This is a genomic window from Pseudomonas sp. AC172 (assembly GCF_979258595.1).
On record NZ_OZ409868.1, the window covers coordinates 4933278 to 4954711 of the forward strand.

Genomic DNA, 21434 nt, shown 5'->3' on the forward strand with positions numbered 1-21434 from the left:
ATCAGCGGCGCCCCTTCCAATGGGGTCGCCGCTCTGCATCGAGAACCATCGTGTCCGCCTCTTCAGAACGCTTCATCCCCGCCCTCGGCCTCGGCAATCCGCACCTGCAAACCCTGTGGGGGCCGCTGTGGCGCAAAACCGTGCATATCGAGCGGGAACGCGAACGTCTGTGGCTTGAGGATGGCGACTTCCTCGATCTCGACTGGCACGGCCCGCACACCGCCGATGCGCCACTGGTGCTGGTGCTGCATGGGCTGACCGGCTCTTCCAATTCGCCTTATGTAGCAGGTATCCAAAAGGCCTTGGCCGATCAAGGCTGGGCCAGTGTCGCGCTGAACTGGCGCGGCTGCTCCGGCGAACCGAATCTGCTCCCACGCAGCTATCACTCCGGCGCCAGCGAAGACCTCGCCGAAACCATCAGACACCTGCGCGCGAAACGACCGCTGGCACCGTTGTATGCCGTTGGCTATTCGTTGGGCGGCAATGTGCTGCTCAAACATCTGGGCGAAACCGGTAGCGCCAGTGGCATACTCGGCGCGGTGGCGGTGTCCGTGCCGTTTCGCCTCGACCAATGCGCCGACCGCATCGGCCAAGGCTTTTCCAAGGTCTATCAGGCGCACTTCATGCGCGAGATGGTCGCCTATATCAAGAACAAGCAACGGCAGTTTCAGCATGACGGTCGCGAAGACGGACTCGCCGCGCTGGCAGCCCTTGGCTCGCTGGAAAACATGCGCACGTTCTGGGATTTCGATGGCCGGGTGACCGCGCCGTTGCACGGTTTCAATGATGCCGAGGATTACTACCGCCGCGCTTCGAGCCGCTATTTCCTCGGTGAGATCCGCACGCCGACGCTGATCATTCAGGCGGCGGACGATCCGTTCGTGTTCCCGCACAGTTTGCCGCTGGCCAGTGAGCTGTCGCCGTTAACGGCGTTCGAATTGCAGGCCCGCGGCGGGCATGTCGGCTTTGTCGACGGCTCGCTGCGTCATCCCGGTTATTACCTGGAACGACGCATCCCACAGTGGTTGGCCAGCGTGTCCGCATGAGCGATCAGGGCGAGTCGATCCGCTTCTGGCAAACCGCGCCGCTGGCCGGGGTCGAGTTGTTGTCGGCGCGCTACATTGACCATCGCTTCGCTCCGCATGTGCACGACGGTTTCGTGATCGGCATGATCATGGCCGGCGCCCAGCGCTACCGTTATCGCGGCGCCGAGCATCTGGCCGGCAGCGGCACGCTGGTGTTGATCAATCCCGACGAACTGCACACCGGGCACAAGGGCACTGAGGACGGCTGGCTGTATCGGGCGTTTTATCCCGATACCGCGCAAATCGTTTCGCTGCTGGATGAACTGGAACTGTCCACCACCAACCTGCCGGCATTCGGCGCCACGCTGTATCGCGACCCGGATCTGGTCAACGGCTTTGCCCAGTTGCACCGTTTGCTCGAAAGCCCGGCCACCGCACTGCAACAGCAGACGGTGTGGCGCGAGATGATGTTGCTGCTGTTGCAGCGCCATGCGGCAGTGCCGGTGCCCGGCCGAGCCGGCAAGGAACACCGCGCGGTGCTGTTGGGCAAAGAATTGCTGCACGCACAACTGGCGGCGCCACCGTCACTGGAAGAACTGGCGGCGGCGGTCAATCTGTCGCCCTTCCATTTCGCCCGGGTGTTCCGCCGCGCTACTGGTATGCCGCCGCACACCTGGCTGATGCAGCAACGTATCGCCCAGGCGCGCGCACTGTTGCAGCACGGTTGCCTGCCGGTAGAAGTCGCCATGCAACTGGGGTTTGCCGACCAGAGCCATTTGAGCCGGCAGTTCAAGCAGGCTTATGGCGTCGGGCCGGCCGCCTACCGTAGCGCCCGACAGCTTCCCCCAGACAGCGCATAACCAATGTGGGAGCGAGTCTGCTCGCAAAAGCGGTGTGTCAGTCCAAGAAATAGTGGCTGACAGGACGCCTTCGCGAGCAGACTCGCTCCCACAGGTATTAATTATTGGCCGGTGGCAATACCGCGCGAAGGCTCATTGATCCACTCACTCCACGACCCGGCATACAACGAACCCAGCGGATATCCCGCCAGACACAACGCGAACAGGTTGTGACACGCCGTCACGCCAGAACCGCAATAAGCCACCAGATCCGCTGGCGAACGTTCGCCGAGCTTCGCGGCAAAACGCTGCTTGAGCTGATCGGCTGGGAGGAATCGCCCATCACTGCCGAGGTTGTCGGTGAACGCCGCGCATTGCGCACCGGGAATGTGCCCGGCCACCGAATCGATCGGTTCCACTTCCCCCTTGAATCGCGGCAACGCCCGAGCATCGATCAAGGTCAACGCAGGTTGGCCAAGACGCTTTTGCAATTTTTCGGCGCTGATCAGCAAGCTCATGTCCGGCTGACCACTGAAACTACCGCGACTGACCGTCGGCGCATCGAGGCTCAGCGGCAACCCCGCCGCGTGCCAGGCCTTGAGTCCGCCATCGAGAATGAACACGCCATCGCGCTTGCCCAGCCACGCCAGCAACCACCACGCCCGCGCGGCGTAGGCACCAGGACCGTCGTCGTACAAAACCACATCGCTGTCGTTGTTGATGCCCCACGCCTGTAGACGCTCGATCAGCGCCGCCGGCTCGGGCAATGGATGACGACCCGTCATGCCTTTGACTACGGTGCCGCTAAGGTCACGCTCAAGGTCGGCGAAGCTCGCCCCGGCAATGTGCCCTTCGGCATAGCTGCGCTGACCGTAGTCCGGGTCTTCGAGGGCAAAACGACAATCGAGAATCACCAGCCCCGGCTGCGCGTTGCGGGCATCCAGTGCTTCGGGGCTGATCAGTTGCGCAATCGGCATAACGGGCTCCTGAGGGATTTCAACAGAACGGTTTATTTCACGTCTTCAAGGGCCTGGGCCAGCGGCACGTAGAACTCCTCGAACAACGCATTGACCTCGTCACGCGCCTGCTCAGTGACAAACCCGGCTTCCAGCACCAGCACCTGATACACGCCACGTTTAATGGCTTGCTCACTGAGGTGGTTGGAGTTTTCGCGGGTGGTGCACAGGAAGCGCACCCACGACGTCAGGATGATCCAGGCATTGAGGGTCAGGGATTCGATCTGCACGCGATCCATGTCGAGAATCCCGGCGGCGACAAAACCTTCGTAGATCGCCGCGCCCTGAATCACGCAGCGTTGGGAAAAGCGTCGATAGCGGGCGGCCAGTTCCGGATCGCTGTCGAGCAGATGCTCGAGATCGCGGTGCAGAAAGCGATAGCGCCACATCGCCGAGAGCAGTTCCTTGAGATAGAAACGCTTGTCTTCGACGGTCGCCGCACGCCCCTGCGGCGGGCGCAGAAAGCTGTCCACGAGGCTTTCGTACTCACTGAACAACACGGCGATGATCGCCTGTTTGTTGGGGAAGTGGTAGTACAGGTTGCCCGGAGAAATCTCCATATGGGCGGCAATGTGATTGGTGCTGATGCTGCGCTCGCCCTGCTGATTGAACAGCTCAAGGCTGTTCAGCACGATACGCTCGCTGGTTTTTATTCGTGGGGCCATGGCTTGAGCTTTAATTCAGAGTGCGTTGGGGGGCATCTTACGACCTAACCGGAAATGGATAAAACACTGCTGTGCAAGGAAGTCATTTGACTTTCTAGAGCATAGACTCTAAAAAGTTCATCACTACAATAAATCCGGAGCAGACCATGACGGCCGACATTGCTTACCTGCAAATGCTGCAACAACCGCTGGCCGAGCTGGACAGGTTGTTCGAGGCGCAGCGGGCCGCGTATGCCGCCAATCCAATGCCGCCCGCCGCCCAGCGCCAGCAATGGCTCAAAGCGTTGAGCGATTTGCTCAGCAACGAGCGGCAAGCATTGATCGCGGCGATCAGCTCCGATTTCAGCCATCGCAGCGCCGATGAAACCCTGCTCGCCGAGCTGATGCCAAGCCTGCACGGTATTCATTACGCCAGCCGTCATCTCAAAGGCTGGATGAAAGCCTCGCGGCGCAAGGTCGGCATGGCGTTTCAGCCAGCGTCGGCGAAAGTGGTCTATCAGCCCCTCGGCGTGGTTGGCGTCATCGTGCCGTGGAATTACCCGTTGTATCTGGCCGTCGGCCCACTGGTCGGCGCCTTGACGGCGGGCAACCGGGTGATGCTCAAACTGAGTGAATCGACCCCGGCCACGGGCTTGTTGATGAAAGAGTTGCTGGCGCGAATTTTCCCCGAAGACCTGGTCTGCGTGGTGCTCGGTGAAGCCGACATCGGCGTGGCGTTCTCCCGGCTGCGCTTCGATCATTTGCTGTTTACCGGCGCCACCAGCATCGGCAAACACGTGATGCGCGCCGCCGCCGAAAACCTCACCCCTGTGACACTGGAGCTGGGCGGCAAGTCGCCGGCCATCGTCTCCCGCGATGTACCGCTCAAGGATGCCGCCGAGCGCATTGCCTTCGGTAAAACCCTCAACGCCGGTCAGACCTGCGTTGCCCCGGATTACGTGCTGGTGCCGGAAGATCGGGTCGGCGGCTTCGTCGAAGCCTATCGCCAGGCCGTGCAGGGTTTTTATCCGACACTCACCGACAATCCGGACTACACCGCGATCATCAACGAACGCCAATTGGCGCGTCTCAACGGCTACGTCAGCGACGCGACCAGCAAGGGCGCGCTGTTGATTCCGCTGTTCGAGCAAGGCCAGGGCCGACGCATGCCGCACAGTGTGCTGTTGAATGTCAGCGACGAGATGACGGTGATGCAAGACGAAATCTTCGGTCCGCTGCTGCCGATCGTGCCGTATCAGGATCTGGAGCAGGCATTTGCTTACATCAATCAGCGGCCACGTCCTCTGGCTCTTTACTACTTTGGCTACGACAAACGCGAACAGAACCGCGTGCTGCACGAAACCCATTCCGGCGGTGTATGCCTGAACGACACCCTGCTGCATGTGGCTCAGGACGACATGCCGTTTGGCGGCATCGGCGCTTCCGGCATGGGCCACTACCATGGCCACGAAGGCTTCCTGACCTTCAGCAAAGCCAAGGGCGTACTGATTAAACAGCGCTTCAACGCTGCCCGACTGATTTACCCGCCCTACGGCAAATCGATTCAGAAACTGATCCAGAAGCTGTTCATTCGCTAAAACTTCGTCACCGCCGGGTAATAAAAATAATGCACCCAAGCCTGACCGAAACACCTGCACTGTCCCGCCGTGGCCTGCTGAAATTCAGTCTCGGCGCCACGGCATTCCTCGCCACCGCCGGACTCGGCGCCAGCCTCAGCGGCTGCTCGTCGAGCGTCGCGGCCAACGGTTTCGTCTCGTTGCGCGACGGCGATCTGCTGTTTCTGCGCGCACTGGTTCCGGTGATGCTCGATGGCGCCGTGGCGGCCGAGAAGATGCCGGGCGCCGTTGAAGGCACGCTCAAGTCGCTGGACTACAGCCTCGATCACCTGTCGCCGGAAATGCTCAAGCTCACCCGGCAACTGTTCGACGCCCTCGGCATGGCGGTGACGCGCGGGCCACTCACCGGGATCTGGGGCAGTTGGGAAAATGCCAGTGCCGAAGCGATGCGGCACTTCCTTGATCGCTGGGAAAACAGTTCATTGAGTTTGTTGCGCATGGGGCATAGCTCGCTGCAGCAGATGGTGATGATGGCCTGGTACACCCGCGCAGAATCGTGGGCGCATTGCGGCTATCCCGGCCCGCCTACGGTCTGAAATCGTGTCGCTCCCTTCGCGAGCAGGCTCGCTCCCACAGGGGAATGCATTTCAAATGTGGGAGCGAGCCTGCTCGCGAAGAGGTCGGCCGCCACACCGCCGCATCCAAAATAATAAAGAGAACCTGACCGATGCCCGTACCCGACCCGTTCCGCGAAGGCCTCGCCCGAGGCTGGAAAACCTACAACGGCGCACAACTGACCGACGACCTGACCCTGGAAGCCGACGTGGCGATCATCGGCAGCGGCGCCGGTGGCGGCACCACGGCGGAAATCCTCAGCGCCGCCGGCTATAAAGTCCTGCTGATCGAAGAAGGCCCGCTGAAAACCAGTTCAGATTTCAAAATGCTCGAAGACAAGGCCTACAGCAGCCTCTATCAGGAAGGCATCGGCCGCATGAGCAAGGACGGCGCAATCACCATCCTGCAGGGGCGCGCGGTCGGTGGTACCACGCTGATCAACTGGACATCGAGTTTCCGTACCCCGGAGCCGACCCTCGAACACTGGGCCAAAGAGCACAACGTCAAAGGCCATAGCCCCGCCGAGATGGCGCCGTGGTTCGAGAAAATGGAACAGCGCCTCGGCGTCGCACCATGGATGGTCCCGCCCAACGCCAACAACGATGTGATCCGCAAAGGCTGCGAACAACTCGGCTATAGCTGGCACGTGATCCCACGCAATGTGCGCGGCTGCTGGAATCTCGGTTACTGCGGCATGGGCTGCCCGACTAACGCCAAACAATCGATGATGGTCACGACCATTCCGGCGACGCTGGAAAAGGGCGGAGAGTTGCTCTATCTCGCTCGCGCGGAGAAGCTGCTGATCAGCGGCGAAAAGGTCACCGGCCTGCAATGCGTGGCGATGGATGAGCGCTGCGTTGCACCGACCGGGCGCACAATCACCGTCAAAGCGCGGCATTACGTATTGGCTGGCGGAGGCATCAACAGCCCGGCGTTATTGCTGCGCTCGGAAGCCCCGGATCCTCATGAAAACCTCGGAAAACGCACCTTCCTGCACCCGGTGAACATGTCAGCCGCGCGCTTCGACGAAGTCATCAACCCGTTCTACGGGGCGCCGCAGTCGATCTATTCCGACCATTTCCAGTGGAAGGACGGCACCACCGGGCCGATGGCCTTCAAACTTGAAGTTCCACCGCTGCATCCGGCACTGGCGGCCACCCTGCTCGGCGGCTTCGGTGAGGAAAGTGCACAACACATGGCTGACCTGCCGCACACCCACGCCATGCTGGCCTTGCTGCGCGACGGTTTTCACCCGGACAGCACGGGCGGAGCAGTCGAATTGCGGAGCGATGGTTCGCCGGTGCTCGACTATCAGGTTTCAGCCTACGCTTGGGAAGGCTTGCGCCGGGCGTTCCACGTCATGGCCGAAATCCAGTTCGCCGGCGGCGCCAAAGCCGTGATGCCGATGCACGCCGACGCCCGTTACGTGAAAACTCTGGCCGAGGCGCGCACGTTGATCGATGGTTTGAGCCTTGAGCTGTACCGCACCCGGCTCGGCAGCGCGCATGTCATGGGCGGCTGCGCGATGGGTGAAGACCCGAAAAGCGCCGTCACCGACAGTCTCGGACGACACCATCAACTGGCCAATCTGTCGATCCATGACGGCTCACTTTTTCCCACCAGCATCGGCGCCAACCCGCAGCTGTCTGTGTATGGTCTGACCGCGCAACTGGCGACGTCCCTCGCCGATCGGCTGAGAATTCCGTGAAAAAACCGAATATTGCCATCGTCTATAGTGCTTTCTTACCCAACAGGCGACTTGGCCGACCGGGACGGCTGCGATACCATCCGACTCCCCAACGGACTCCCGCCAGGACGACGCGATGAACCGAGTGTTGTACCCAGGTACCTTCGACCCTATTACCAAGGGCCATGGCGATCTGGTCGAACGCGCCTCGCGCCTGTTCGATCACGTGATCATTGCGGTCGCTGCCAGCCCGAAGAAAAACCCGCTGTTCCCGCTGGAACAACGGGTCGAACTGGCTCGCGAGGTCACCAAACACCTGCCGAACGTGGAAGTGGTCGGCTTCTCGACGCTACTCGCGCATTTCGCCAAAGAGCAGAACGCCAATGTGTTCCTGCGTGGTTTACGCGCGGTGTCGGACTTCGAATACGAATTCCAGCTGGCCAACATGAACCGCCAGTTAGCCCCGGATGTGGAGAGTCTGTTTCTCACCCCGTCCGAGCGTTATTCGTTCATTTCCTCGACGCTGGTGCGGGAAATTGCCGCTCTGGGCGGCGATATCAGCAAATTCGTCCACCCGGCCGTGGCCGACGCGCTGACCCTACGCTTCAAAAAGTAGGAGCTGCCGAAGGCTTGGGCTGCGATCTTGGCTTTTGATTGCAGCCCTTGATCGCAGCAACGTGCACTGCGCTCGCCAATGCGGCACAATTGCGCGCATTGATTTATAGCGCCCGGGCCTGCCGCCCCGGCTGGAGTTAGCATGTCCCTGATCATCACCGACGATTGCATCAACTGCGACGTCTGCGAACCCGAGTGCCCGAACGCCGCCATCTCCCAAGGCGAAGAGATCTACGTGATCGACCCGAACCTGTGCACCCAGTGCGTCGGCCACTACGACGAACCGCAGTGCCAACAGGTTTGCCCGGTGGATTGCATTCCGCTGGACGAGGCGCATCCGGAGACTGAAGAACAGTTGATGGAGAAGTACCGCATCATCACCGGCAAAGCCTAAGCCTTCAGCGTCCGTTCGGGCCCCTTCGCGAGCAGGCTCGCTCCCACATTGGAATGCATTTCAAATTGTGGAAGCGAGCTTGCTCGCGAAAGGGTCATCAGCCACACAGCTGAATCCTGCTCAGCTCACTCGCGCTGCTCAAACCCCTCCCCCATACACCCCAGACACCGCACAAACGCCGCTTTTGCCGGGTCGACCACCAGCGCCTGCCCCGCATCGCCAATCCCGCCACCCAGTGCGGTAAACGGCAACGACACGACAAACGCCCCCGCACCGATCACCGTCGCCACCACCAATAAAGGTCGGGCAATCAGCAAGTCGCCGATCATCGCGTAGGCCGGTGGATTCTGGATGGTGTAGCGCGGATCACCGCTGCCGTTTTCCGTGGCCTGAACAGCCAGACTGGAACACAACAGCAGCGCAACGACGAGGACTTGCAAGGATTTCATGGCACGATCCTTCGGGCTGAACAGTGAGACAACTCACTATAGACCGTAGGACTTTTTCAGCTTTTTGCCTCAGCTCTGACAACGCGGGCAGAACACACTGGCACGCTGACCCAGCTTCATTTCGCGCAGCCCTGTGCCACAAACCTTGCAGTGTTCACCGCCACGGCCATAGACAAACAGCTCCTGCTGGAAATACCCCGGTTGCCCGTCACCGCCAATGAAATCACGCAACGTCGTACCGCCACGCTCGATAGCGGCGGCCAGAATGCGTTTGATCTCGATCGCCAGTTTCAGATAGCGCCCCCGGGAAATCCCACCGGCCTCGCGGCGCGGGTCGATCCCGGCGGCAAACAGCGCTTCGGTCGCATAGATATTGCCGACGCCCACGACCACCGCGTTGTCCATGATGAACGGTTTTACCGCCATCGAACGCCCGCGCGACAGCTGGAACAAGCGCTCGCCATCGAACAGATCAGTCAGCGGCTCCGGGCCGAGGCGAATCAGCAGTTCATGATTGAGTGGATCATTGCTCCACAACATCGCGCCGAACCGTCGCGGATCGGTGTAGCGCAGGGCCAGCCCTGACTCCAGCTCGATATCGACATGTTCATGTTTGAGCGCCGGCAGCCCGATCTCGACCAGACGCAAATTGCCCGACATGCCCAAATGACTGATCAGCGTGCCAACCTCGGCGTTGATCAACAGATACTTGGCACGACGCTCGACCAGCACGATGCGCTGCCCAGACAGGCGCACATCGAGATCCTCGGGAATCGGCCAGCGCAATCGCCGATCACGCACGATCACCCGGCTGACGCGCTGGCCTTCCAGGTGCGGGGCAATCCCGCGACGGGTGGTTTCGACTTCCGGCAGTTCAGGCATGGCGTCCTCGAATCAATGCGCGCCGAGGTCGCGGATCGTTTGTTTGAGGGTTTCAAAGTCGTAATCCGACAGTCCTACATAGTCGAGTACCAGCGGGCCGACGGCGTTCCATTCGAAATCTTCGGTCTGATTGCCCAGCACTCGGTACGAAGCGCAAATATGTTCGGCCATTTTCAGGATCGCCAGCAGGTTTTTCAGCTGGCTGTTGCGCGACGATTCATCGCTGAAAATCGCCAAGGCATTATGGTGATTGGCGATGGCCGCACTGACGTGTTCCGGCAGGCGCCAGGACTTGGCGGTGTAGTACCCGACCACGGCGTGATTGGTGTTGAACTCGCTGTTCTCGGTGTCGACCACCCGACATTCGGCGCTGGCGTTGGCGTAAGCCTTTTCCAGCACCGTCATGTAATTGGGGAACCGCTGCAACATCAAAGGCACGCCGCAATCGTGGAACAGGCCCAAGGCGTAAGCCTCGTCACCCGCCTGAGTGCCAACACGCTTGGCCAGCGTCAGGCAGGTCATCGCCACGTCCTGGGCGGTGTCCCAGAAACGGTTGAGGGTGACGATGGTGTCGTCGTTCATCTCGCCCTTGATCGACTGCGCGTTGATCAGGTTGATGATCGAGCGGCTACCCAGCAGGTTCACCGCGCGCTGAATCGAGGTGATCTTGTTGCTCAAGCCGTAATACGGCGAATTGACGATTTTCAGCAGCGAGCCGGACAACCCTGGATCCTGGGCGATCAGTTTGGCGATCACCTCCAGGTCGGGGTCGGGCATGTACTGCTCCATTTGCAGATCCACCATGATCTGCGGTTGCGCAGGCACACTGATGCCTTGCAGCGATTGTTGAATCTGTTCGGTGGTCAGCTCTTGGGACATAAGTACACACTCTGGGACAGGCGGCGATTCTAACCTCTAAAAACCGCGAGACGACACACCAGTGGGCAATTGTCAGGAACTTTCATTCAGGCCACGGCTTCGGAATCTGTAATGCCCAACGGATCACTCCGACCCCTTGCGGCGGCAAATTCCCACAGACTCAGGAGTCTTACCGATGGCCACTTCCCTCAACGGCAAACGCGTCGCCTTTTTGGTAACAGACGGTTTCGAGCAGGTCGAACTGACCGGTCCCAAGCAGGCGCTGGAGCAAGCCGGCGCCCAGGTCGACATCCTTTCCACCGAGGCTGGCAAGGTCAAAGGCTGGAATCACGACAAACCGGCGGACGATTTCAAGGTCGACCAGACGTTCCAGGGCGCCAGCAGCGAGCAGTACGACGCAATCGTCCTGCCGGGCGGCGTGCAGAACTCCGACACCATCCGCATCGATCAGGACGCCCAGCATCTGGTCAAGACCGGCGCTTCTGCCGGCAAACCGATTGCGGTGATCTGCCATGGCGGCTGGTTGCTGATTTCCGCCGGGCTGGTCAACGGCAAGACAATGACCAGTTACAAGACACTCAAGGATGACCTGGTGAATGCCGGGGCCAATTGGGTGGATAAAGAAGTGGTCAAGGACGGTCACCTGATCAGCAGCCGTCAGCCGGATGATATTCCGGCGTTCAACAAGGAGCTGATCGAGGCACTGTCGGCGTAGCATTCGAGACCGCCCTCGCGAGCAAGCTCGCTCCAACAGGGGAATGCATTCCAATGTGGGAGCGAGCTTGCTTGCGAAGAGGCCATCAGCGTTTCATCGCTCATCAAACCCGACGCAAGTCGCAACACGCTATACTCCCGCTCTTTTTTCCGGAGCGACGTCATGTCCCTGCCTAGCCTGCGCCTCAAAGCCAACGCCGACCGTCGCCTGCGCAACGGCCACTTGTGGGTCTACAGCAACGAAATCGATGTTGCCGCCACCCCGCTGCACGGCTTCCAGGCCGGCGATCAAGCCATCCTCGAAGCCGCCGGCGGCAAGCCGCTGGGCATCGTGGCGATGAGCCCGAACAACCTGATCTGCGCCCGCCTGCTGTCGCGCGACATTAAAGTTGCGCTGGACAAATCGCTACTGGTGCACCGCCTGAACGTGGCCCTGTCGCTGCGCGAGCGCCTGTTCGACAAGCCGTTCTATCGTCTGGTCTACGGTGATTCCGACCTGCTGCCTGGCCTGGTCGTTGACCGTTTCGGCGACATCCTCGTGGTACAGATCGCTTCAGCAACCATGGAAGCGCACAAAGATGACGTGATCGCGGCATTGACCCAAGTGCTCAAGCCAAGCGGCATCCTGTTCAAGAACGACTCTGCTGCGCGTGATGCTGAAGGCCTCAACCGCTATGTCGAAACCGTGTTCGGCCTGGTGCCGGAGTGGGTGGCGCTGGAAGAGAACGGGGTGAAATTCGAAGCCCCGGTCATTCAGGGTCAGAAAACCGGCTGGTTCTACGACCACCGCATGAACCGCGCCCGCCTGGCACCTTACGCCAAAGGCAAACGCGTCCTCGACCTCTATAGCTACATCGGTGGCTGGGGCGTGCAGGCTGCCGCGTTCGGCGCCAGCGAAGTGTTCTGCGTCGATGCTTCAGCCTTCGCCCTCGACGGTGTCGAGCGTAACGCCGCGCTGAACGGTTTCGCCGACAAGATGACCTGCATCGAAGGCGACGTTTTCGAAGCCCTGAAAGAGCTGAAAGCCAGCGAAGAGCGCTTCGATGTGATCGTTGCCGACCCGCCAGCGTTCATCAAGCGCAAGAAAGACATGAAAAACGGTGAAGGCGCCTACCGTCGCCTGAACGAGCAAGCCATGCGCCTGCTCAACAAGGATGGCATCCTCGTCAGCGCATCGTGCTCGATGCACTTGCCGGAAGATGATCTGCAAAACATCTTGCTGACCAGCGCGCGTCACCTGGATCGCAATATCCAGTTGCTCGAGCGTGGCGGTCAGGGCCCGGATCACCCGGTACACCCGGCTATCGCCGAGACGCGCTACATCAAAAGCATCACCTGCCGCCTGCTGCCCAACAGCTGATCCATGCGGATGACGGGGAGCCAACAGGCTCCCCGTTGGCTTTGCGCAACACCTTCCCTTCGTTATTCCTCAATACTTCCTACAATTATTTTCCCGCTAACGTGCAGGATATTTCCTTACATCTTTTAATTACTGAAACTTTCCCTACAAGTTCACTTCCAGCTAAAGACTACTCCGACAAAATTACTGGAAATTTCCTACTTAATATCCCCTTGCCAATAATCCATTACAAACTATTATGAAGTTGTCACCACGAGGTGACTTCAACTATCAATGAACAAGGAGTTCACATCATGAAAAACATTTCTCTGGAAAGTAAAAAAATCGCAAACCTGGCTTTTCTGGTTGCCCCTAAAGCCCGTTAAGTAAGTCAGGACGCTGGGGAGTGCCGGCAACCCGGCGTCCTTTTGACTGCTGCCAGAGTGAATCGACCGACATGCACATCAATCCTTACTTGTTTATATTGCCGCACCCGTCCGGACAAGTTGTGTGGAACTATAAAAACCACACACAACACGAACTTGACCTTAACCATGCAATTCGCCTTGCACAACTCATCAACAACCCAGAACTGTTCGACACTCAAAACATAATAGACACACAACTATTGAGCGCGGACATTCTAACCGTTTCAAGAATAGACAACCCGCAATGGGGCTGGGATGAACTGTCGAAGATTTATCACATCGGCACACAAAATATTCCCTGTGAACATACCCCGCAAAATATTTACGAGTGGTCCAGACACTATCTGGCGCACTGCAATGAAGTATTGGCCACGCCGACGCCCGCAACAGATCGCCCAACGTTTGAAACAGAGCAGCGGATAACCCTGCCCGCGCCGTGCGCACTGAATGACGACAGCCTGGGAAATGTTCTGCTCCAGCGCAAAACCTGCCGCAGCTACACAGGCGCAGCAATAACGCTGAATGATGTCGGCACCCTGCTTTACCTTTCCCTCGGTTATCTCCACGAACGTGACAATGATCGCGACGACAGTATCGCCGTCGGACTCAGCGCACGTCGCAGCAGTCCTTCCGCGGGTGGCCTGAACGCTTGCGAAGGCTTCCTGCTGGTGCAGAACGTCGATGGACTGGACCCGGGCATCTATGTCTATCATCCGGCCGAACATACCTTGAGCCGGGTCAATCCATTACCTGAACCAGCGCTGGGCCACTTGCTCGGCGGTCAGCATTTCATCAACAACCTGCCGCTGGGGTTGTTCATCACCGCCCGGTTTGACCGGCTCTGGTGGAAATACGAACACTCGCGGGCCTATCGCATGGCCTTCGTCGAGGCCGGTCATCTGTCGCAAACCTTCCAACTGGTCGCCACGGCACTGGGCCTCAATACCTGGCTGACCGGCGCGTTTGCCGACCAGCAGGTCGAAGCACTCCTCAATATCGAGGGCAGCGCTGAACAACCGCTGTTTTTTGTTGGCTGTGGAGAAAGCGACGGGCAAGTGATGTGCCACGAAATGCGCGAGCTGTTGCGTGAGGGGCAAGCATGACCCTCTCAATTGCAGAACCGGATGAAGCCCCGGTGTCCTGGGCGCTCAAATTCACCTTGGGAGACTGGGAGAGCCGCGCCTCCGTGCGCAGCAGTACCCATGACTATCTGTTGCCCGACGATGTACCGCTGCAACTGCAAACCCGACACTGGTTCCCACCGGCGTTTCTTCCTTATCTGGCACACCCGGCTATCCAGACGGCGGGGCGTGATGTGTTGCACCGACTGTCAGCCAACCACCTGGTGCACTTTCTCGATTACACCACTCTGCTTGAACACCGTATCGTCAATCGTGCCGTGGAAGTCATCGTGCACCGGGAACTGCCCATTTACGTGCCTCTGCCGATGAAACATGCGGCCCTGCAGCTCTACACCGACGAGGGTTATCACGCGCTGTTCTCCAATCGCCTCGCAGAACAGATCGCCGCGTTCTACGGGTTCACCGGGCGCCCGGTGATTCCAAAGCGCATCTCCCGCATGAACGCTCTGATTAATCGCACCCCGGAAACGAACCGGGCACTGGCATGGTTTCTGCTGGGTTTCGTCTCGGAAACCATCATTGCCCGGGAACTGCTGGACGTCTGCCGCGACAGTCTGGTGTCCAGCGTCAACGACATGCTACGTGACCATCTGGCGGACGAAGCCCGCCACAGTCGCTACTTCGCCGAAGCGTTCCACTACTTCTGGCTGTCGATGAACAGCCGCCAGCGCACGTTTGCGAGCAGAACATTGCTGGAAATCATCGGGATGTTTTTCGAGGCGGACGAACGCTGGCTGCAACAGAGCTTGCGTGGAGCCGGCATTGCTGACAGCGACGTGATGGAAATTGTCGGCAGCATGGCAACGGTGCACGCCAATCGTGCGCGTGCACGATCAGGTTCCATCGCTACGCTGGATGCATTGCGCAAGGCCGGCTTTTTTGCCCTACCCCATAACCAGAAACTTTTTGCCAAGGCAGGACTGATCGATGGATGAAGGACAATCCGTGGCAACCGCAAGGCAGCGTCGCGCCGCTGTCAGTCTGTTGCTGACCATGGTGCTGCTGGGTGTGTTTCCACTGGATGTGCTGCTGCCTTCCTTTCCGGCACTGGCGGCGCACTTTCACCGTTCTCCGGCAGACATCGCACTGTCCATCAGTCTATTCGCCGTGGGGATCGCGTTTGCCCAGCTCTTGATCGGCCCCCTCTCGGACGTGATCGGGCGCAAGGGCCTGTTGCTCGCCGGCATGAGCGTATCGATGCTCGGCGCGCTCGGTTGCGTGATGACCTCCGATTACTCGCTGTTCCTTATATTTCGGGTGATGCAGGCCCTGGGATGTGGATGTTTCGTACTGTCCCAGGCGCTGGTGCAGGATCTGTTCGAAGGTGAGGAGCGCGACCGTTTGCGGATCCTGATGGTCACGGCCACCGGGATATTCATCTCGGTATCGCCGCTGGCTGGCACCTTTCTGCAGGCCACACTCGGCTGGCGCGGCAGCTTCTGGGTTTTTACCGCGCTGTCCGCCACGGTGCTGGTCAAGGCCTGGTTGTTTTTACCAAACAGCCGTCCGGCCTACAGCGGCACACGGCTCGGTTTCATTCAGTCCTACCGACGCGTGCTGGGGGATTTCGAGTTTGTCGGTTACTGGCTGATCTCTGCATTTGCGTTCGCCTGCCACTTCTCGTTCATCGTGATCTCGCCGCTGATCTTCATGGATCAACTGCAACTCGCACCTTATGAGTTTTCATTGATTCTGCTGGTCTACGGTGCCGCTTATGTGGTTGGTGGCATTCTGGCCGCCGTACTGAATCGACGGATCACGCCGGTTCAGCAAATCTTTACCGGGCTGAGCCTGATACTGCTGTCGGGACTGGCGATGCTGTACCTGGCGGCGAATCATGCGCTGTCACCGGCCACGGTGTTGATTCCGATGCTGATCTGCACCGCGGGCACCACCATTGCACGCCCCGCTGCCACCTCTCGGGCCATGGGTCTGTTTCCTGAAAACGCAGGCACCTCGGCCTCTGCGGGCAGCACGATCATCTTTATTTGTGGCGGGCTTATCAGCGCGCTTGTCAGCCTCAGCCCGGCCAATCTGCAGTCGACGCTGGGTTACAGCTTTGTGCTGCTGAGCGCGATAGCACTGCTGCTCAACAACCGACTCGGTCGGCGTGCGAAAAAACTTGAAGCCAATGTCGTTGCACAGACCGGCGGTGATTAAACCCGCCGGTCGTCATCCCACACACGCCGTCTGCACTGGAACAATGCTTTGCGCCATTCCCTCCAGACGCCAGCGGTGTAGAATCGGCTGATTCATCGCCATTCATCCCCCGGCGGGTTTATGAGCTCAGGCTGAGACCAGCGGCGATCCCGCAACGTCATCGGCAACTTCACGGACACACGGCCATTTCTGAGTGTTCCAGACGTCAATAGAAGCTCACTCCCCTTTTGCACCTGATTAGTAAGTGATTAGCCGCCCGGAGTGCTCCATGCCAGATTACCGCTCGAAAACATCCACCCACGGCCGCAACATGGCCGGTGCCCGCGCATTGTGGCGCGCCACGGGGATGAAAGATGACGACTTCAAAAAGCCGATCATCGCCATTGCCAACTCGTTCACCCAGTTCGTACCGGGCCACGTTCACCTGAAGGATCTGGGCCAACTGGTCGCCCGTGAAATCGAACGCGCCGGCGGTGTAGCGAAAGAATTCAACACCATCGCCGTGGATGACGGCATCGCCATGGGCCACGACGGCATGCTGTATTCGCTGCCGAGCCGCGAAATCATCGCCGACTCCGTCGAGTACATGGTCAACGCTCACTGCGCCGACGCCATCGTCTGCATCTCCAATTGCGACAAGATCACCCCGGGCATGTTGATGGCTGCCTTGCGCCTTAACATTCCGGTGATCTTCGTTTCCGGCGGCCCGATGGAAGCCGGCAAGACCAAACTCGCGTCCCACGGCCTCGACCTCGTCGATGCCATGGTGATCGCCGCCGACGAAAGCGCTTCTGACGAGAAAGTCGCTGAGTACGAGCGCAGCGCCTGCCCGACGTGCGGTTCGTGCTCCGGCATGTTCACCGCCAACTCGATGAACTGCCTGACCGAAGCACTGGGCCTGGCGTTGCCGGGCAACGGTTCGACCCTCGCCACCCACAGCGACCGCGAACAGCTGTTCCTGCAGGCCGGCCGTACCATCGTCGAACTGTGCAAACGCTACTACGGCGAGAACGACGACTCGGTATTGCCGCGCAATATCGCCAACTTCAAGGCGTTCGAGAACGCGATGATGCTCGACATCGCCATGGGCGGTTCGACCAACACCATTCTGCACTTGCTCGCTGCTGCCCAAGAGGCGGAAATCGATTTCGACCTGCGCGACATCGATCGTCTTTCACGCACCGTTCCACAACTGTGCAAAGTCGCGCCGAACATCCAGAAATACCACATGGAAGACGTACACCGCGCCGGCGGCATCTTCAGCATCCTCGGCTCGCTGGCCCGTGGCGGTCTGCTGCACACCGACCTGCCGACCGTGCACAGCCGCAGCATGGAAGAAGCCATCGCCAAGTGGGACATCACCCAGACCACCGATGAAGCCGTGCATCACTTCTTCAAGGCCGGTCCTGCCGGTATCCCGACCCAGACAGCGTTCAGCCAGTCGACCCGTTGGGAAACACTGGATGATGACCGTGAAAACGGCTGCATCCGCAGCTTCGAACACGCCTATTCGCAAGAAGGTGGTCTGGCCGTGCTGTACGGCAACATCGCCCTCGACGGTTGCGTGGTGAAAACCGCCGGTGTCGACGAGTCGATCCACGTCTTCGAAGGCAACGCGAAGATCTTCGAAAGCCAGGACAGCGCCGTACGCGGCATCCTCGCGGACGAAGTGAAGGCTGGCGACATCGTCATCATTCGCTACGAAGGCCCGAAAGGCGGTCCGGGCATGCAGGAAATGCTCTACCCGACGTCGTACCTGAAATCCAAAGGCCTGGGCAAAGCCTGCGCCCTGCTCACCGACGGTCGTTTCTCCGGCGGTACTTCCGGCCTGTCCATCGGTCACGCTTCGCCAGAAGCCGCTGCCGGCGGCGCGATCGGTCTGGTGCAGGACGGTGACAAAGTGCTGATCGACATTCCGAACCGCTCGATCAACCTGTTGGTCAGCGATGAAGAACTGGCGGCACGCCGCGCCGAGCAGGACAAGAAAGGCTGGAAACCGGTCGAGATTCGTCCACGCAAGGTGACGACCGCCCTCAAGGCGTACGCCCTGCTGGCGACCAGTGCCGACAAAGGTGCTGTGCGTAACAAAGCGATGCTCGACGGGCTGTAAGAGTCAAATCGCCGATACAAAAATGCCCCGCCAAAGTGCGGGGCATTTTTTTGTCTGGCCAAAATTCCAAAGCCACTGAGAATCAAACTGTGGAAGCGAGCCTGCTCGCGAATGCTGTATGTCAGAAACGAAGAAGGTGACTGAAACTACGCTTTCGCGAGCAGGCTCGCTCCCACACTGGATCTGTGTGGGATTACTGGATTTCTTCTGGCTTTACGATCACCCAATTCTTGTCCGCCGTCACCGGCAACCCTTCTTTCGCCTGCGCCGCTGCATGCTTGGCCATCATGCCGTTCAACTGCGTCATGTACTTGTCCTTGCGGTTGATCCACAGGTGAATACCGCCCTTGGCCACGTCGACATCGTGGAACAGCATGTAACCGTCGCTGGTCGGGGTATCGCCACCGACCAATACCGGTTTTTTCCATTCGTCGATGTAGGTAAGAATCGCCGCGTGTTTGCCGGCCATCCAGGTTGCCGGTGTCCACAGATAGGGCGTCAGTTCCAGACCCAGATTGGCCTTCTCGTCATATTTGCCGGCAGTGATCTGCTTGCGCGCGGTGGTCAGCTCGTTGGTCTCGCGGTTCTTCAGCAGCGTGGTCACGCCAATGACGTTCTGCGGTTTGACGTTGTAGCCGTACTTCGGATCCGCGGCGACCATGCGCACCAGTTCTTCAGAGGCGGCGGTCATCACGTAAACCTCGATGCCGTTCTCCATCAGCTTGTTGTACAGCTCTTGCTGGCCGGTGAAGATCTTCGGCGGATTGACGTCGAGTTTCTTCACCACATCGCCTTCGTAGTAAGTCGCCGGCACCGGCTTGCCCGAAGCCATCAGCTCATCGACGTAGCCTTTGAGTTCCTTGAGCGTAAAACCGGAGAACACCTGCGCCACCCACGGGTAGCAGACCATGTCGTCGACTTCGCAGAGGCGGTAGTAATAACTGAACAGGCTTTCCTTATGGTCGGCGGTGTCCTTGAACGGCATCAGTTTCAGGGAAGGATCGAGTTTGTCGCGGGTGATCAGGCCCTTGTTTTCCATGAACGGCAGCAACGACTCTTCGAGGTCGTAGCGGTAACTGGTGTTGTCCATGTCGAACACCGCGTAGTTACCTTTGTTGGCGTTGGCGGCGATCATCGCATCCAGCGCTTTGGCCTGATCGACGGGCCAGTGTTTCAGGTCGGTGGCGAACGCCTGAGTGGCCAGGCCCATGCCCACCGTCAGTGCGACAGCCAGAAATTTCGGTGCGAACTTCATAAGCCTCTTCTCCCTGATTCAAAGAGATCGACGCTAACAAATAAGTGTGACAGTCCCCGTCTGTCAGCGACCGCCCACGTCCCTATTGCGCCAGATGCATTGCCGAGAGCGACAGGTGCTTATTCCAAAAACGACGGACAACCTTCGATTTTGGTATTAATTCATTGCAAATCAAACTGTTAGGCTTGCCGGTTCGCAGTTGCCCAAGAATGCGACTGGCACAAGTCTTATCGGAGTTTTCATGAATCTGCCGCTGATCCTCAATCTGCTGGTGTTCCTCGCCCTGCTCTTCGGTCTGGCGCAAACCCGTCACACTACGTGGAGCCTGGCGAAAAAAGTCCTGCTCGCGCTGGCGATGGGCGTCGCGTTCGGCGTGGCTCTGCACACTGTTTACGGTGCCGGCAACCCGGTGCTGAAAGCCTCGATCGGCTGGTTCGATCTGGTCGGCAACGGCTACGTGCAGTTGCTGCAAATGATCGTCATCCCGCTGGTGTTCGCCTCGATCCTCAGCGCCGTGGCGCGTCTGCACAACGCTTCGTCGTTGGGCAAGATCAGTTTCCTGACCATCGGCACCCTGCTGTTCACCACCGCGATTGCGGCGCTGATCGGTATCGGCCTGACCAACCTGTTCGGCCTTACCGCTGAAGGTCTGGTCGCCGGCACTCAGGAAATGGCCCGTCTGCAAACCATTCAGACTGACTACGCCGGCAAGGTTGCCGACCTGAATGTGCCGCAACTGCTGCTGTCGTTCATCCCGCAAAACCCGTTCGCCGACCTGGCCCGGGCCAAGCCGACCTCGATCATCAGCGTGGTGATTTTCGCTGCATTCCTCGGGGTTGCCGCGCTGCAATTGCTCAAGGATGACGTCGAAAAAGGTCAGAAAGTGATCAACGCCATCGACACCCTGCAAGCCTGGGTGATGCGTCTGGTGCGTCTGGTGATGAAGCTGACCCCGTACGGCGTGCTGGCGCTGATGACTAAAGTCGTCGCCGGTTCCAACCTGCAGGACATCATCAAGCTCGGCAGTTTTGTCGTGGTGTCGTACCTCGGTCTGGGCCTGATGTTTGTCGTGCACGGTTTGCTGGTGTCGGCGGCCGGGATCAATCCGCTGCGATTCTTCCGCAAGATCTGGCCGGTGCTGACGTTCGCGTTCACCAGCCGTTCCAGTGCAGCGAGCATTCCGCTGAGCATTGAAGCGCAGACCCGTCGTCTGGGCATTCCACAGTCGGTGGCGAGTTTTGCTGCATCGTTCGGTGCGACCATCGGCCAGAACGGTTGCGCGGGTCTGTACCCGGCGATGTTGGCGGTGATGGTTGCGCCGACAGTTGGCATCAATCCGCTGGATCCGCTGTGGATCGCGACGCTGGTGGCGATTGTGACGTTGAGTTCGGCCGGCGTGGCTGGTGTCGGTGGCGGCGCGACGTTCGCGGCGCTGATCGTGCTGCCGGCGATGGGTTTGCCGGTGTCATTGGTGGCGTTGCTGATTTCGGTTGAGCCGCTGATTGATATGGGGCGCACGGCGTTGAACGTGAGCGGTTCGATCACGGCGGGTGCGATTACCAGCCAGGTGATGCAGCAGACAGATAAAGAGTTGCTGGATGCGGATGAGCATGCGGAGTTGGCGCAGGCTTAAGCCCTGCATTGCCTAGTCTGGCCTCATCGCT

At 59.4% G+C, this 21434-nt stretch carries 20 protein-coding genes; 14 read left to right on the forward strand and 6 right to left on the reverse strand.

Going from position 1 to position 21434, the window contains the following annotated elements; all coding sequences use genetic code 11:
• Positions 1 to 50: 50 nt before the first annotated feature.
• Both ACZ0A4_RS22320 and ACZ0A4_RS22325 read left to right on the forward strand, forming a co-directional pair.
• Positions 51 to 1046 carry a hydrolase gene (locus ACZ0A4_RS22320; RefSeq protein ID WP_463576392.1) on the forward strand — a complete coding sequence of 332 codons (996 nt, stop codon included), beginning with the start codon at positions 51 to 53 and terminating at the stop codon, positions 1044 to 1046.
• Complete coding sequence (locus ACZ0A4_RS22325) at positions 1043 to 1885, forward strand: AraC family transcriptional regulator (RefSeq protein ID WP_463576393.1); 843 nt, start codon at positions 1043 to 1045, stop codon at positions 1883 to 1885. Before ACZ0A4_RS22320 ends, ACZ0A4_RS22325 begins: the two co-directional genes overlap by 4 nt.
• A 101-nt stretch (positions 1886 to 1986) precedes the next feature.
• On the opposite strand, the gene ACZ0A4_RS22330 is transcribed toward ACZ0A4_RS22325, so the two are convergent.
• Positions 1987 to 2841 carry a sulfurtransferase gene (locus ACZ0A4_RS22330; protein ID WP_463576394.1) on the reverse strand — a complete coding sequence of 285 codons (855 nt, stop codon included), beginning with the start codon at positions 2839 to 2841 and terminating at the stop codon, positions 1987 to 1989.
• A gap of 32 nt (positions 2842 to 2873) precedes the next feature.
• A complete protein-coding gene (locus ACZ0A4_RS22335) occupies positions 2874 to 3545 on the reverse strand; it encodes a TetR/AcrR family transcriptional regulator (RefSeq protein ID WP_007913599.1) in 672 nt (223 codons plus the stop codon).
• 128 nt (positions 3546 to 3673) lie between these two features.
• Here ACZ0A4_RS22335 and ACZ0A4_RS22340 point away from each other — a divergent pair, with 128 nt between their 5' ends.
• The 5 genes from ACZ0A4_RS22340 to ACZ0A4_RS22360 all read left to right on the forward strand — a co-directional run bounded on the left by ACZ0A4_RS22340 (position 3674) and on the right by ACZ0A4_RS22360 (position 8412).
• On the forward strand, positions 3674 to 5122 hold the full coding sequence (locus ACZ0A4_RS22340; protein ID WP_463577614.1) for a coniferyl aldehyde dehydrogenase: 1449 nt from the start codon (positions 3674 to 3676) through the stop codon (positions 5120 to 5122).
• A gap of 29 nt (positions 5123 to 5151) precedes the next feature.
• The gene (locus tag ACZ0A4_RS22345) at positions 5152 to 5697 is read left to right on the forward strand and encodes a twin-arginine translocation pathway signal protein (protein WP_463576395.1); all 546 of its coding nucleotides are present in this window, start codon (positions 5152 to 5154) and stop codon (positions 5695 to 5697) included.
• A gap of 131 nt (positions 5698 to 5828) precedes the next feature.
• Complete coding sequence (locus ACZ0A4_RS22350) at positions 5829 to 7424, forward strand: GMC family oxidoreductase (protein WP_463576396.1); 1596 nt, start codon at positions 5829 to 5831, stop codon at positions 7422 to 7424.
• Positions 7425 to 7539: 115 nt separating this feature from the next.
• Positions 7540 to 8019, forward strand: a complete 480-nt coding sequence (coaD, locus tag ACZ0A4_RS22355) for a pantetheine-phosphate adenylyltransferase (protein ID WP_003229157.1) — start codon at positions 7540 to 7542, stop codon at positions 8017 to 8019.
• 141 nt (positions 8020 to 8160) lie between these two features.
• On the forward strand, positions 8161 to 8412 hold the full coding sequence (locus ACZ0A4_RS22360) for a YfhL family 4Fe-4S dicluster ferredoxin (RefSeq protein ID WP_038358877.1): 252 nt from the start codon (positions 8161 to 8163) through the stop codon (positions 8410 to 8412).
• 125 nt (positions 8413 to 8537) lie between these two features.
• On the opposite strand, the gene ACZ0A4_RS22365 is transcribed toward ACZ0A4_RS22360, so the two are convergent.
• The 3 genes from ACZ0A4_RS22365 to ACZ0A4_RS22375 form a co-directional block, all read right to left on the reverse strand.
• The gene (locus tag ACZ0A4_RS22365) at positions 8538 to 8861 is read right to left on the reverse strand and encodes a multidrug transporter (RefSeq protein ID WP_463576397.1); all 324 of its coding nucleotides are present in this window, start codon (positions 8859 to 8861) and stop codon (positions 8538 to 8540) included.
• Between the two features lie 69 nt (positions 8862 to 8930).
• Complete coding sequence (mutM, locus tag ACZ0A4_RS22370) at positions 8931 to 9743, reverse strand: bifunctional DNA-formamidopyrimidine glycosylase/DNA-(apurinic or apyrimidinic site) lyase (RefSeq protein WP_463576398.1); 813 nt, start codon at positions 9741 to 9743, stop codon at positions 8931 to 8933.
• Positions 9744 to 9755: 12 nt separating this feature from the next.
• Positions 9756 to 10568 carry an HDOD domain-containing protein gene (locus tag ACZ0A4_RS22375; RefSeq protein ID WP_171057243.1) on the reverse strand — a complete coding sequence of 271 codons (813 nt, stop codon included), beginning with the start codon at positions 10566 to 10568 and terminating at the stop codon, positions 9756 to 9758.
• Positions 10569 to 10797: 229 nt separating this feature from the next.
• Between ACZ0A4_RS22375 and ACZ0A4_RS22380 the strand changes: the two genes are divergently transcribed.
• The 6 genes from ACZ0A4_RS22380 (at position 10798) to ilvD (ending at position 18515) form a co-directional block, all read left to right on the forward strand.
• Complete coding sequence (locus ACZ0A4_RS22380; protein ID WP_463576399.1) at positions 10798 to 11337, forward strand: type 1 glutamine amidotransferase domain-containing protein; 540 nt, start codon at positions 10798 to 10800, stop codon at positions 11335 to 11337.
• 162 nt (positions 11338 to 11499) lie between these two features.
• Positions 11500 to 12696 carry a class I SAM-dependent rRNA methyltransferase gene (locus ACZ0A4_RS22385; RefSeq protein ID WP_141126271.1) on the forward strand — a complete coding sequence of 399 codons (1197 nt, stop codon included), beginning with the start codon at positions 11500 to 11502 and terminating at the stop codon, positions 12694 to 12696.
• 436 nt (positions 12697 to 13132) lie between these two features.
• The gene (locus tag ACZ0A4_RS22390; RefSeq protein WP_463576400.1) at positions 13133 to 14206 is read left to right on the forward strand and encodes a SagB family peptide dehydrogenase; all 1074 of its coding nucleotides are present in this window, start codon (positions 13133 to 13135) and stop codon (positions 14204 to 14206) included.
• Positions 14203 to 15180, forward strand: coding sequence for a diiron oxygenase (locus ACZ0A4_RS22395; protein ID WP_463576401.1), 978 nt, complete (start codon positions 14203 to 14205; stop codon positions 15178 to 15180). The genes ACZ0A4_RS22390 and ACZ0A4_RS22395 overlap by 4 nt, the downstream gene beginning before the upstream one ends.
• Positions 15173 to 16405: a multidrug effflux MFS transporter gene (locus ACZ0A4_RS22400; protein ID WP_463576402.1), complete on the forward strand. Its 1233-nt coding sequence runs from the start codon at positions 15173 to 15175 to the stop codon at positions 16403 to 16405. The genes ACZ0A4_RS22395 and ACZ0A4_RS22400 overlap by 8 nt, the downstream gene beginning before the upstream one ends.
• Before the next feature lie 268 nt (positions 16406 to 16673).
• A complete protein-coding gene (gene ilvD / locus ACZ0A4_RS22405; RefSeq protein ID WP_463399664.1) occupies positions 16674 to 18515 on the forward strand; it encodes a dihydroxy-acid dehydratase in 1842 nt (613 codons plus the stop codon).
• A gap of 193 nt (positions 18516 to 18708) precedes the next feature.
• Here the strand turns inward: ilvD and ACZ0A4_RS22410 are convergent, their stop codons facing one another.
• Positions 18709 to 19770 (reverse strand): HAD family hydrolase, encoded by a 1062-nt coding sequence (locus tag ACZ0A4_RS22410; protein ID WP_463399663.1) that lies wholly within the window; start codon positions 19768 to 19770, stop codon positions 18709 to 18711.
• A 241-nt stretch (positions 19771 to 20011) separates the two neighbouring features.
• Here ACZ0A4_RS22410 and ACZ0A4_RS22415 point away from each other — a divergent pair, with 241 nt between their 5' ends.
• Entirely contained in the window at positions 20012 to 21403 is a 1392-nt protein-coding gene (locus ACZ0A4_RS22415; RefSeq protein ID WP_116028425.1) for an L-cystine transporter, read from the forward strand.
• The last annotated feature ends 31 nt before the right edge of the window (positions 21404 to 21434 follow it).

Coding starts and splice junctions, on each gene's coding strand:
- ACZ0A4_RS22380 (WP_463576399.1), top strand. CDS start 10,798: ATGGCCACTTCCCTCAACGGCAAACGCGTCGCCTTTTTGGTAACAGAC.
- ACZ0A4_RS22325 (WP_463576393.1), top strand. CDS start 1,043: ATGAGCGATCAGGGCGAGTCGATCCGCTTCTGGCAAACCGCGCCGCTG.
- ACZ0A4_RS22360 (WP_038358877.1), top strand. CDS start 8,161: ATGTCCCTGATCATCACCGACGATTGCATCAACTGCGACGTCTGCGAA.
- ACZ0A4_RS22365 (WP_463576397.1), bottom strand. CDS start 8,861: ATGAAATCCTTGCAAGTCCTCGTCGTTGCGCTGCTGTTGTGTTCCAGT.
- ACZ0A4_RS22410 (WP_463399663.1), bottom strand. CDS start 19,770: ATGAAGTTCGCACCGAAATTTCTGGCTGTCGCACTGACGGTGGGCATG.
- ilvD (WP_463399664.1), top strand. CDS start 16,674: ATGCCAGATTACCGCTCGAAAACATCCACCCACGGCCGCAACATGGCC.
- ACZ0A4_RS22335 (WP_007913599.1), bottom strand. CDS start 3,545: ATGGCCCCACGAATAAAAACCAGCGAGCGTATCGTGCTGAACAGCCTT.
- ACZ0A4_RS22385 (WP_141126271.1), top strand. CDS start 11,500: ATGTCCCTGCCTAGCCTGCGCCTCAAAGCCAACGCCGACCGTCGCCTG.
- ACZ0A4_RS22395 (WP_463576401.1), top strand. CDS start 14,203: ATGACCCTCTCAATTGCAGAACCGGATGAAGCCCCGGTGTCCTGGGCG.
- mutM (WP_463576398.1), bottom strand. CDS start 9,743: ATGCCTGAACTGCCGGAAGTCGAAACCACCCGTCGCGGGATTGCCCCG.
- ACZ0A4_RS22415 (WP_116028425.1), top strand. CDS start 20,012: ATGAATCTGCCGCTGATCCTCAATCTGCTGGTGTTCCTCGCCCTGCTC.
- ACZ0A4_RS22330 (WP_463576394.1), bottom strand. CDS start 2,841: ATGCCGATTGCGCAACTGATCAGCCCCGAAGCACTGGATGCCCGCAAC.
- coaD (WP_003229157.1), top strand. CDS start 7,540: ATGAACCGAGTGTTGTACCCAGGTACCTTCGACCCTATTACCAAGGGC.
- ACZ0A4_RS22350 (WP_463576396.1), top strand. CDS start 5,829: ATGCCCGTACCCGACCCGTTCCGCGAAGGCCTCGCCCGAGGCTGGAAA.
- ACZ0A4_RS22345 (WP_463576395.1), top strand. CDS start 5,152: ATGCACCCAAGCCTGACCGAAACACCTGCACTGTCCCGCCGTGGCCTG.
- ACZ0A4_RS22400 (WP_463576402.1), top strand. CDS start 15,173: ATGGATGAAGGACAATCCGTGGCAACCGCAAGGCAGCGTCGCGCCGCT.
- ACZ0A4_RS22390 (WP_463576400.1), top strand. CDS start 13,133: ATGCACATCAATCCTTACTTGTTTATATTGCCGCACCCGTCCGGACAA.